This window comes from Corynebacterium callunae DSM 20147, from assembly GCF_000344785.1.
Lineage (GTDB): Bacteria > Actinomycetota > Actinomycetes > Mycobacteriales > Mycobacteriaceae > Corynebacterium > Corynebacterium callunae.
Window position 1 is genome coordinate 2,050,711 of the sequence record NC_020506.1, and the last position, 11,738, is coordinate 2,062,448.

Annotated in this window: 10 protein-coding genes and 3 tRNA genes; 7 read left to right on the forward strand and 6 right to left on the reverse strand. The window is 51.6% G+C overall.

Features of this window, described 5'->3' with window-relative positions:
• Positions 1 to 142 precede the first annotated feature (142 nt).
• From H924_RS09595 to H924_RS09605, 3 genes are all read right to left on the reverse strand, one after another.
• Complete coding sequence (locus H924_RS09595; protein ID WP_015651770.1) at positions 143 to 571, reverse strand: hypothetical protein; 429 nt, start codon at positions 569 to 571, stop codon at positions 143 to 145.
• Between the two features lie 311 nt (positions 572 to 882).
• A complete protein-coding gene (locus H924_RS09600; protein ID WP_015651771.1) occupies positions 883 to 1,692 on the reverse strand; it encodes a serine hydrolase domain-containing protein in 810 nt (269 codons plus the stop codon).
• A 205-nt stretch (positions 1,693 to 1,897) separates the two neighbouring features.
• Positions 1,898 to 1,971 (reverse strand) — tRNA-Ile (locus H924_RS09605).
• A gap of 160 nt (positions 1,972 to 2,131) precedes the next feature.
• Between H924_RS09605 and H924_RS09610 the strand changes: the two genes are divergently transcribed.
• The 5 genes from H924_RS09610 to H924_RS09630 all read left to right on the forward strand — a co-directional run bounded on the left by H924_RS09610 (position 2,132) and on the right by H924_RS09630 (position 6,321).
• Positions 2,132 to 3,697, forward strand: coding sequence for an alkaline phosphatase D family protein (locus H924_RS09610; protein ID WP_015651772.1), 1,566 nt, complete (start codon positions 2,132 to 2,134; stop codon positions 3,695 to 3,697).
• Positions 3,698 to 3,773: 76 nt separating this feature from the next.
• Positions 3,774 to 3,846: transfer RNA gene (locus tag H924_RS09615), tRNA-Asn, on the forward strand.
• Positions 3,847 to 3,995: 149 nt separating this feature from the next.
• A tRNA-Asn gene (locus H924_RS09620) sits at positions 3,996 to 4,068 on the forward strand.
• A 118-nt stretch (positions 4,069 to 4,186) separates the two neighbouring features.
• A complete protein-coding gene (locus H924_RS09625) occupies positions 4,187 to 6,025 on the forward strand; it encodes a glycoside hydrolase family 15 protein (RefSeq protein WP_015651773.1) in 1,839 nt (612 codons plus the stop codon).
• A gap of 53 nt (positions 6,026 to 6,078) precedes the next feature.
• Positions 6,079 to 6,321 carry a hypothetical protein gene (locus H924_RS09630; RefSeq protein ID WP_015651774.1) on the forward strand — a complete coding sequence of 81 codons (243 nt, stop codon included), beginning with the start codon at positions 6,079 to 6,081 and terminating at the stop codon, positions 6,319 to 6,321.
• Here the strand turns inward: H924_RS09630 and dnaG are convergent.
• A complete protein-coding gene (dnaG, locus tag H924_RS09635; protein ID WP_015651775.1) occupies positions 6,318 to 8,219 on the reverse strand; it encodes a DNA primase in 1,902 nt (633 codons plus the stop codon). The two genes, H924_RS09630 and dnaG, sit on opposite strands and share 4 nt — an antisense overlap.
• A 39-nt stretch (positions 8,220 to 8,258) precedes the next feature.
• On the opposite strand from dnaG, the gene H924_RS09640 reads away from it, so the two are divergent.
• Both H924_RS09640 and H924_RS09645 read left to right on the forward strand, forming a co-directional pair.
• A complete protein-coding gene (locus tag H924_RS09640; RefSeq protein WP_015651776.1) occupies positions 8,259 to 8,765 on the forward strand; it encodes a ribonuclease domain-containing protein in 507 nt (168 codons plus the stop codon).
• Positions 8,766 to 9,008 carry a hypothetical protein gene (locus H924_RS09645; RefSeq protein ID WP_015651777.1) on the forward strand — a complete coding sequence of 81 codons (243 nt, stop codon included), beginning with the start codon at positions 8,766 to 8,768 and terminating at the stop codon, positions 9,006 to 9,008. It begins immediately after the preceding gene.
• Positions 9,009 to 9,077: 69 nt separating this feature from the next.
• Here the strand turns inward: H924_RS09645 and glmS are convergent, their stop codons facing one another.
• Together glmS and H924_RS09655 are read right to left on the reverse strand one after the other, a co-directional pair.
• Entirely contained in the window at positions 9,078 to 10,949 is a 1,872-nt protein-coding gene (gene glmS, locus H924_RS09650) for a glutamine--fructose-6-phosphate transaminase (isomerizing) (protein ID WP_015651778.1), read from the reverse strand.
• Between the two features lie 178 nt (positions 10,950 to 11,127).
• The gene (locus H924_RS09655) at positions 11,128 to 11,676 is read right to left on the reverse strand and encodes a mannitol dehydrogenase family protein (RefSeq protein ID WP_404825321.1); all 549 of its coding nucleotides are present in this window, start codon (positions 11,674 to 11,676) and stop codon (positions 11,128 to 11,130) included.
• Positions 11,677 to 11,738 lie beyond the last annotated feature (62 nt).

Sequence of the window (11,738 nt, forward strand, 5' to 3'; positions counted from 1 at the left end):
GGGGAATTTGCCTCAACAAGTCTAGGAGAAATAGCAAACCCCTGTGGGGCCTCTCTCTTCCTCTAGAGAGGCCCCACAGGGGCAAAGCTTTAGTACCTCGAATCCGGGAGGGATTCTAAATTGCTCAAGCAACTAACGGGAGTTAGTCAACAATGCGCAGCTGTACTTCAAACCGGTGTTCATCCGCTAGGTTTTCTAGTACCTCTCGGAACTTGTTTAGTTCCTGATGGGTTCCGGTAATCACCTCTCGGCACTCAATGAGGCCAAGTTCAAAAGGATCACGGCGCCAAGCCGTAAACCAATGAGCGGTGAGCGGATCCTTATTAGAACCACACAGTTCCGAAGGGCTCGGAATGCACACCACCATTGCGGATTCAATAGTCTGACGTAGCGCACTTGGCATAGCACTAATTTCTAAAACAGCAGTATGCGCGGGGCGTGCCACATCTTCAAAAGAATCTGCCACGGAGGTTTTTAGTTGGGGTAATCCCATGTCCTCCCAGAAGTCTGCCTTAAACAGGTCCGCCTGATGACGGGTCCGGGTGGGCACGGTTAATGCATTGTTCGTCATGTCGGGTTCCTTCGGCAACACTTGACAACCTTCAACCTTTCACCGCGCTAAAGCACAATAAAAAATTGAAGGAAGTAAGACGAGGTTCGTCTTCCCCAACGGCCTCGCGTGTGCGTCAATTTCCTTCAAAGACTTAAGGGCGATTTTGGTTGAGTTAAAGCCCCCCGGCAACCCTCAAGTTGAGGTTTATCCCCCATTTAATAAACCTCAAGTAGAGCTTTAAACTTTGCCCTATTTCCCCACCTTTTGCTCGTCACATGGTTCACAAAAGACTCAAATAGCCCCAGTTTCCCCAGCGCAAGCCCTAAAAATTAAGCGTTGAGCTCCGCCCACACCTCATCATTAAAAGGCATCCAAGCTTCTTTAGCCCAAGGGCCAAAGTCACGGTCGGTCAGTACCACACATGCCCGGCCAGTTCCCGGCACCATCCATAAGAAGGTTCCCGACTGTCCAAAATGTCCCACTGTGTCAGCTGGCAAAGTATTTCCGGTCCAGTGCGGATTCTTTTCACCCTTGATCTCAAAACCCAAACCCCAGGGGCACGGCTTTTGCATTCCATAACCTGGCACCGTGCCAATAAGGTCTGGAAATTGCACAGTGCAGGCCTCTGCAAAAGTCTCTGCAGCGATCAAAGTTGGTTTAATAATTTCTTGAGCAAATTTGCTGAGATCTGCAACGGTACTGCGTGCCCCAAAACCTGCAGAGCCCCACAGCTTGGAGTTCTTCATACCTAAAGGTGAAAAAAGCGCTTCTTGCAGATATTCCCTATAAGGCATTTCAGCCTCTTGGGCTACCGTATCTGCCAAAATATCCATGCCCGCAGAAGAATAGATTCGACGCTCCCCCACGCCTTTTTCTACAATCGGCATATTTGCCGCTACTCCAGATGCATGCGACAACAGGTGGCGCACGGTAGAACCCTCAGGACCCAAAGGGGTATCTAGCTCAAAAATACCTTCCTCAATTGCAATGAGGAAACCATAGGAAGCTAGCAATTTGGTCACACTCATCAGCTCAAATGGGTGGTCCACATCGCCGTGGGTATAAACCTTGCCATCAACAAGAACACTGGCCGCCACATTGGGAACGGGCCAGGTATCAAGTGTGTTGAAGCTTTGCATAGTCCCCGACACTAGTAAGCAATCTGTTAGATTCCTGGCAACACTTCCGCGACACGCCCAAAAACTAAGCACTTACCCCATGGTTACACCCGCACAATCCATCTGTTTCTCCGCCTCCACCGCCCCAGCAAGACAGATAAAAGACCAGGTAGATACACCAAACCCCACCTACGCCAAGATCTCTTAGGGTAAGTGGGGTATGTCGTGGGGCCACCGGGGCTCGAACCCGGGACCAATGGATTATGAGTCCACGGCTCTAACCGACTGAGCTATAGCCCCGACCGTTGCTTTTAGACAACGTGAACATTATAGCCACGCGCTGTGGCACACATTAAAACACCCACCCAAATTAGTGGATTGCACTGCACAACCAAGACAAGTGGAGGATTATCAAGCTATCCGGATTTCACCCAAGCCACTAAGCGGAATGAAAGACACCATGTCACACCTTCATTTATCCAGGCGTAGCTTCTTACAATCCTCAGCTCTAACCCTTGGTCTCGCCGCGGTTCCCATCGAGTTTGCCGAAGCTCAATCACTCGAGCACCGCTTTTTCCAGCATGGTGTTGCCTCCGGAGACCCGACTCCTACCTCAGTCATCATCTGGACACGCGTGAGCCCAACCCCGGAAGCTATCCCCGGCAGCGGACTTGGCCCCGACACCACCGTCACATGGGAAGTCTCTGCCTCCTCGGACTTCTCCACCATCACCCGGCGCGGCACCGCCACCACATCCGCAACCAGTGATCACACCATTCACATCGATGTCAGCGACCTCGAACCTGCCCGCCGTTATTTCTACCGCTTCATTGCCCCAAATGGCGAAATCTCCACCGCCGGCATCACGTCGACAAGCACGCTTTTCGACGAACCCCTCAGCCGATTGCGCTTTGCGCTTGCCTCCTGCGCCAATTGGGAAGCGGGCTATTTTGCCGCCTACGGCGACATAGCCCGCCGTGCACAGGCAGGTGAGCTGGATGTACTGATCTTCCTTGGTGACTATATCTACGAATATGCGCGTGGCATGTTCGCTGGGAAAAATGGCGCTGTACGTGATCATGAACCTGCCTGGGAGACTGTCTCACTGGCCGATTATCGGGTGCGTTATGGCCACTATCGCAGTGATACCCAGCTCCAAGCAGCACACGCGGCCTTGCCGTGGATTGCAATGTGGGATGACCATGAAACTGCCAATGATGCCTGGCGGGAGGGTGCACAAAACCACAGCGCCACTGAAGGTGACTGGCCAACCCGTAAGGCAGCAGGATTCCAAGCCTATCTGGAGTGGATGCCAATCCGCGCTACCTCTACCCTTTTCCGGTCTTTCCAATTTGGCGATCTGGCGACCTTGTCCATTCTTGATTTACGTAGTTTCCGAGATCTTCCACCGACGTATCAGCAATGGGCGCAGGGACAAAGAGCCACCACCATGATGGGAACCGAGCAATTTCAATGGCTGAAAGACACCGTGGAATCGACAACCACGGCCTGGAATATCATTGGCAGCTCAGTGATGTTTGCCCCTATGCAACTTTCCGGGGCGCCACTCGCGCAACTTCCCGAACCACTGCCTGCCAATTTGGATCAATGGGACGGTTACTCCCAAGAGCGTGACCGTCTGTTGAGCATCCTGGCTGGCACTGGCCTGCCAACATTGTTTTTGGCTGGTGATATTCACTCCGAGTGGGCCAATTCCATCAGGTTTAACAATCAAGAAATCGGCATGGAAGTAGTGTGTAGCTCCATCACCTCGGCCAATGTTGATGATTTCCTGCATATTGCAGAAGACAATCCAGTGTCGCTCAACGCAGAAAACTTCATCCGCGCGAATAGTCCCCTGGTGCGCCACGTTGATGTTGATTCCCACGGTTATTCCACCGTGATACTTTCCCGCGAGGCTGTGCAAGCTACATGGCATCGCGTGGCAGATCTTTCCCAAGCTGCTTCGCCAGTCTCCCCGATGATCCAATTAGAGTGGAAACCAGGCCAAGGATTTACCTCCTAAGCTGGCGATTTGTAACTCTTTTAGGCTTAAAGATATAGTTACATCTCGTTGCAGGGAAGAAATTCCAACAACGTATTCCTCCATAGCTCAGTTGGCAGAGCATTCGACTGTTAATCGAAGGGTCACTGGTTCGAGCCCAGTTGGAGGAGCAAATACTTTACCCACAGACTTTCAAAGTTTGTGGGTTTTTTGCTTGCTATAACCCGTTCCTACCCGTTCCTGCCTGCCGATTTTGCAATAGGTACAGTTCTGACTATGCTTGATCAACGTTAGATGGAAGCACTTCCAGACAACATATTCCTCTATAGCTCAGTTGGCAGAGCATTCGACTGTTAATCGAAGGGTCACTGGTTCGAGCCCAGTTGGAGGAGCAAATACTTTACCCACAGACTTTCAAAGTTTGTGGGTTTTTGCATTGTTTTCTATAGCACTAAAGAAATTCTGCACTTTTCCTTTCCCTGTAGAGCAGATTCGTTCTACGCTGGCTGCATGACAACTCCCAGTAACACCCAGCAGCACGATATTCCCCTCGATACTCTGCTTGAAGATTATGCGTTTATCTCCGATACGCACACGGGAGCACTGCTATCCAAGCTGGGCAGCATTGACTGGCTCTGCCTGCCACGATTTGATTCCCAAGCCATGTTCACCCGCTTACTCGGCGACCGCGAGCACGGCCACTGGAGCTTAAGAATCGCCAATGGTGAAGTAATTAGCCAAAGCTATTTGGGAGATTCCTTTGTTGTCCAAACCGTATGGCGCTCCCCCACAGGTACCGCGCGGGTAGTCGATTTTATGCCCATCCATGGAAACGAACAGCCAGATATCACCGATCTGGTGCGCTCGGTGCACTGCATTGAGGGTGAAGTGGAAGTTGAATCCATTTTGCGTCTGCGTTTTGATTACGGTGAGTCCACCCCGTATTTCCGCACCACCAATATTGATGGCATGAGCATTGTGCAAGCAGTAGCCGGCCCCAATGCAGTGTATGTACGCGGACCAGAAATGCCCCACCGCCCCTCCAAAGACTGCCACAGTGGATCTTTTATCCTCAAAGATGGAGACACCGCAGAATGGGTACTTACTTGGGCTCCCTCCTTTGATGAACATCCACCAATGCCCGATTACACGCAGTCTTTAAAGAGCACCCTGGCTTTTTGGTCCAGCTGGGCTGATCAGCTGCCACCCCAAAATCTTTATGATGCTGAAGTTCGCCGCTCCATGTTGGTGCTGCGAGCCCTCACCGATCTACGCACTGGTGGCATTGTGGCCGCACCCACTACTTCCCTACCTGAAGACTTTGGCGGTGTTCGCAACTGGGATTATCGCTTTGTCTGGCTGCGCGATTCCGCCCTGACCATTGAAGCCCTGGTGGAATATGGATTTTCCACCGCTGCTTTGCAATGGCGCACTTGGTTACTGCGCGCGATTGCAGGTGACCCGGAAAATTTGAGGATTATGTACGGCCTCGGAGGCGAAAGGCACCTGCCAGAGCGAGAACTCCACCACCTACGAGGATATGAGGATTCAACTCCAGTACGAGTGGGCAATGGTGCAGCTGAGCAATACCAAGCCGATGTTGTTGGCGAGGTTATGGTTGCATTGGAAACTATTCGCCGTGCAGGTTGTGCCGAAGATGAATTTTCTTGGGGCATGCAAAAGGCAATTTTGGAATTCCAAGAGGCCAATTTTGATCGCAAAGATCAGGGCATCTGGGAGATGCGTTCCGAGCCGCAATTTTTTACCCATGGCCGCGCCATGATGTGGGCTGCTTTTGATCGCGGCATCAAAGCCATCGAAGAATATGGCCTAGATGGTCCAATTGATCGCTGGCGACAGTTACGCGCGCAATTGCGCGAAGAGATTATGGAGCACGGCTTTAATACCGAGATTCAGGCGTTTACGCAGTGTTATGACAACACCACTATGGATGCCTCGCTCCTACAGCTCGCCCAAATTGGGTTTATCCCCTATGACGACCCCAAAATGCTCAGCACCGTAGCCCGCATTGAACAAGAGCTTCTCGACGCCGACGGCTTCCTACACCGCTATCCCACCGATGGCTCTGATGGACTAACCGGCGATGAGTATCCTTTCCTCATTTGTACGTTTTGGCTGGTGGAGCAATATGCCCACACTGGACGCCTGGAAGAAGCCAAAACAAAAATGGAGCGCATTCTCTCTATACAAAGCCCCTTGGGACTGCTTGCTGAGGAATACTCCACCACCCATAAACGCTTGGCTGGAAACTTCCCCCAGGCCTTTTCTCATATCGGCTTGATCAGCGCTGCAAGAGCCATCAACTTCGAGGAGGCACGAAACAGGTAAGATCGGACTTGTTATTGCCACATCACATCTTTTGTAGGGAGAGTTATCCACACATGATCCAGTTAGTGATCGGCGCTGCAGCTGGCTACGTTCTAGGAACAAAAGCAGGACGCAAGCGTTACCACCAGATCAAAAAAGGATATGAGGCTGCGGTCGGCTCACCCGCCACTAAAGCAGCAGTTAATGCTACTCGACGTGTGATTGCCAACAAGCTTGATCCGCAGCCCCGTATGAAAGAAGTAAAGAACCTGCGTACCACTGATGGGCACCAGGTTCTCGAGCCAGATCAGGACTAGCCCCGGAAAGCACGATCGAGTAATTCTCGACGTGCTTGTTCCAGCGCTACCAGATCGGCAAAAAGGGAATTATATGCCTGCTCATCATCTGAGGGGCGCATTCTTTGCAATTGACTCTTGAGAATAGCAATCTGATTGCCTACTCGAGTCTCTTGCAAACGCGAGAGCACACCATCGGTATATGATTCCAAATCTGAGGTTTCAACCTCGATCTCTTCCATGGCCAACTCTGACACCAAAGAAGTACCCAAGAGGTCAGTCATATTCTCCGAGACACTAGGCAGCCATTCTTTGCCGTCCAGTGCTTGGGCACAACCACCAGCAGCAGCAATGGCATCACGCACCATTCGATAAGCCGGATTGGTAAAACTATCCTGTGGCAAGCCATCAAAATATGAGCCGGCAAGCTCAGGGTATTGCAGGGCAATTTTTAGCGATTCCCTTTCCTGCCACAACACCGGGTTGCGTGGATTAGGTAGCGCCATCGTGGGGCGTGCCTGCTGGTTTTCTTGAGGCTTATCAAAGCGAGTTGCGCGCAGTGGTTTCTTATCTCGCTTGGGCCGGCGGACTTCATCATGGACCTGGCGTAGCACTTCGGCTGGATCAGCCCACCCCACCCAGCCAGAAAGCAAACGAGCATATTCTGACTGCAGCGTCTTATCGCGGATCTCGGCCACAATCGGCACCGCCCGTCGCAAAGCAGAAAGACGCCCTTCGACAGTATCCAGGGCATATTCGCTGATGATTGACTGCAACACAAACTCAAACATCGGAATGCGACGTGCCACCAGATCACGCACTGCAGCATCGCCACGCTCCAGGCGCAGATCGCAAGGATCCATGCCGTTAGGCGCAACCGAGACAAAAGACTGCCCCGTGAACTTCTGGTCGCCCTCAAAGGCTCGCATGGCGGCCTTCTGGCCAGCTTCATCACCATCAAAGGTATAGATGAGCTCTCCGCGGAAGTAATTGTCATCTAGCATCAGACGGCGCAACATCTGCAGGTGATCTTCACCAAAGGCAGTGCCACAGGCTGCCACTGCAGTATCAACGCCCGCAGCGTGCATTGCCATGACATCGGTGTAGCCTTCCACCACCACAGCCTGATGCCCGGCGGCAATGGCCTTCTTGGCGGTATCCAGGCCAAAAAGCACCTTGGACTTCTTATACAACAAGGTTTCGGGCGTGTTCATATATTTGCCCATTTTGTCGTCATCAAAAAGCTTGCGGGCTCCAAAGCCAATTACATCACCAGAAAGGTTTTTAATGGGCCATAATAAACGGCGCTGGAATTGATCGATGGGGCCACGCTTACCCATTTTGGTTAAACCTGCGGCCTCTAATTCCTTAAACTCAAATCCCTTTTTAAGAAGATGTTTGGTTAAAGTATCCCAGCCAGCAGGGGCATATCCGCATTCAAATTGGTAGATATGCTGCTGGCTAAAACCGCGCTGTAATAAGAAATCGCGGGCAGGTTGTGCCTCGGGGGTTTCTAATTGTTCACGATAAAACTGGTGTGCTGCCTTATTGGCTGCAATTAAACGCTGGCGGGTGCCAGGTTCTTCGCGGTTGCCAGGTCCACCACCCTGATAATTGATTTGGTAGCCAATTTTTTCAGCACAGATTTCCACCGCCTCCGGGAAAGAGATATGTTCCATTTCCATAAGGAAGGAAAACACGTCTCCACCTTTGCCGGTGGAAAAGCAGTGATAATAACCGCGGTTGGGACGTACGTGGAAGGACGGGGTTTTCTCATCTTTAAATGGGGAAAGCCCTTTGAGAGAATCTGCACCCGCTGTTTTAAGCTGTACATAATCTCCGACGATCTCTTCGATCGGCGTTCTTTCTCGGATTGCTTGGATATCACTTTCCGGAATGCGTCCCTTAGCCATGCCCATCACTTTAGCCCTTTCCAAGCGTGTGCCAATATTAGTGATATGCAAAATGGCAAGAAGGCTCTTGGCGGTGTGCTCGGATTCGTTGTGTTGCTTGGTGCAGCGTGGTTTGGCATTGACCTTAATGACTCCAATAATCAGGCAACAAGCGCATCGAGCACCCTTTCCTCTACTACTTCAGCTAAAACTTCATCCTCCAAAAGCTCCTCGCCCACCAGCTCCGCCGCTGCTAGTGGTACCAGTGGCTTAGATACCTGTTCTTTGGGCGAGTTGCCACAACAGGCAGATCTGGTGGTCGATGATATTCTCGCCGGTGGACCATTTGAATATCCCGATAATGATGGGGTGCGCTTTGGTAACTACGAGGGTGTGCTGCCCGATGAGTCCAATAATTACTATCGCGAATATACGGTGGAAACACCAGGGCTGAGCCACCGTGGACCCCAGCGAATTGTAACCGGCGGAACTAATCAAACTGATCCCGAAGTGTGGTACTACACCTCAGATCATTATGAGACTTTTTGTGAGATTACCGATGCGGAGAATTAAATGAACATCGTTCTTAGTGGAACGTTTAAGACTCGTCAGGACTTCTTTGTGCTCCTGGGACGCGCTGCCTGGGGTATTGAGCGCCCGGCGCCCACCAACTTGGATGGGATGGTTGATTTGATCCGCGAAACCGGTGTCAGCCGCATTAGCGTCACAGGCACCTGGTTGGTGGATGCGCGGGAATCCCTCAAAATTGAAGAGGTCTGTGATGATTTAGGCGTAACGCTTAACATCAACTTCTAAGACATCAAGAAAAAGAGCCTGTCAGGTGGAAAACCACCTGACAGGCTCTTTGCGTCGAAAAGCGCGCTTTTATTCGACGGTAACGGACTTAGCCAGGTTACGTGGCTGGTCGACGTTGAAGCCCTTTGCGGTGGCTACAGCGCAAGCAAAAATCTGCAAAGGCACGGTAGCAAGCAAAGGCTGCATCAGGGTTGGAGCCTGTGGGATGCGGATGATGAAGTTAGCGTAATCGTTAACAGCCTCATCGCCTTCCTCAGCAATAACGATGGTGACAGCGCCACGAGCACGGATTTCCTGGATGTTGGAAACAACCTTGGAGTGCAGGGAGTCACGACCACGTGGGGAAGGAACGATAACGAATACCGGCTGGCCTTCCTCAACCAAAGCGATAGGACCATGCTTGAGCTCGCCGGCAGCAAAGCCTTCAGCGTGCAGGTAAGCAATTTCCTTCAGCTTCAAAGCGCCTTCAAGGGCAACTGGGTAGCCGACGTGGCGACCCAAGAAGAGCACAGACTTCGCGTCAACCATGTCCTGGCCGAGCTTCTTGATCTGCTCTTCATTGTCAATGACCTCTTGGATCTTCTCTGGCATCTCACGCAGGCTCTGCAAGACAGTAGCTACTTCATCAGCAAACTGGTTGCCGCGCAGCTGAGCGAGGTAGAGGCCAAGCAGGTAAGAAGCGGTGATCTGAGCCAAGAATGCCTTGGTAGATGCAACTGCGATCTCAGGACCTGCATAGGTATAGATAGAAGCATCTGCTTCACGAGGCAAGGTAGAACCAACGGTGTTACAGATTGCAACAACCTTGGCACCCTGCTCGCGAGCGTGGCGCACAGCCATCAAGGTATCCATGGTCTCGCCGGACTGGGACAATGCCACAACAAGGGTCTTCTCGTTGAGGATTGGGTCGCGGTAACGGAACTCGTGAGCCAGCTCCACCTCGGTTGGGATGCGGCACCAGTGCTCAATTGCGTAACGAGCAACCTGGCCTGCATAAGCTGCAGTACCACAAGCAACAATGACGATCTTGTCGACGCTACGCAGAATAGCTTCATCGATGCGCAGCTCATCAAGAACGAGCTTGCCATCTTCATCAAGACGGCCCATCAAGGTATCGCGAACAGCTGCTGGCTGATCGTGGATTTCCTTCTCCATGAAGGAACCGAAGCCGCCCTTTTCAGCAGCTGCAGCGTCCCACTCCACGTCGAAAGGCTTGCCAACTGCTTCAGAACCATCAAAGTTGGTGATGGTGTAATCATCAGCGGTGATGGTAACAACCTGGTCATTAGCCAGCTCTACAGCCTTGCGGGTGTAATCAATAAAGCCAGAAACGTCAGATCCGAGGAAGTTCTCGCCCTCGCCGACGCCGATAACCAAAGGAGAGTTACGACGAGCTGCAACGATGCGGTCATCGTGATCAGCATGAATGGCTAGCAGGGTGAAAGCACCCTCAAGGCGCTGACCTGTCAGCTGCATAGCAAGGGTGAGGTCACCGTTTGCCTGAGTATTGTAAATTTCAGCAAGCAAAGAAGCAGCAACTTCGGTATCGGTATCGGATACAAAGTTGTAGCCCTTAGCGGAAAGCTCAGAGCGCAGTTCCGCAAAGTTTTCGATGATGCCGTTGTGTACTACGGCAAGCTTGCCATTGGAAACAACGTGGGGGTGAGCGTTGGCATCGGTTGGGCCACCATGAGTTGCCCAACGGGTGTGTCCAATTCCCAAAATAGAATCTGGAAGAGGTGCTTTAGCGATTTCTGCATCTAGTGCAGCAACCTTTCCGGCCTTCTTTCGGTAGCTAATCTCACCATTGGCGTGAATAGCAATACCTGCGGAGTCATATCCGCGGTATTCCAGGCGACGCAGTCCTTCAACGACTACATCTAGAGCAAAGTAATCACGGGAGTCGCCCGCTTGGCCAATATATCCAACAATTCCACACATGGGCAAGACTTTACAACAAGTTCCCTATAAATACTTGTTTAAGTCCCACCTTAGCGCACCCCTGGAGATTGACCTTGGGTTTGCCCAATTAATTGTAACCTAAATCAAACAGCACATCCCCCTGAAGGAGATGTGCTGTTGCTATTTTTGTCACAAGCTTATAGCTTTTAGCAAGTTTTTAAGCTTGAGCAAAAACACTGAAAAAAGCATCAAACAGTGGATGATCCGCTGCCACGCCGGTCAATTTCGTCACAAGCGCGTCGGTCTTTTCACGGTCACCCCGAGCGACCGCAAGCTGTTGCTGCAAAACCACGGCTTCCGGATCAGACTCGACATTAAATGCCAACGCTGCCCCAACTGCAGCAACCAGGTTGTCGGCTGCAAATCCGCGTTCGGCCAATTCTGCAGCTGGGCCGATGAGACGCTCGTTGACAGAAATCTTGCGGATTGGCGCACGTCCCACACGCTCGACGGTGTCAGGCAAGGAAGGATTGGCAAAACGCTTGAGAATCTTATCCACGTAAGCCTGCTGAATCTCCGGTGCAAAACCGAACTTTTCGACGAGCAACTGCTTGGTTTCATCAAGCACCGCGGCTACCTTTTGGTGCACTGCTTCATCTTCAAGCGCATCGGAAATCTTTTGGATTCCAGCTTGGTATCCAAAATAAGCAGTAGCTGCGTGTCCGGTGTTCACCGTAAACAGCTTACGGGTGATATAAGGAGCCAAATCCTCAACCCAGGTTATGCCCAGAACAACTGGTGTATTATAAACGTAGACATGTCTCTGCT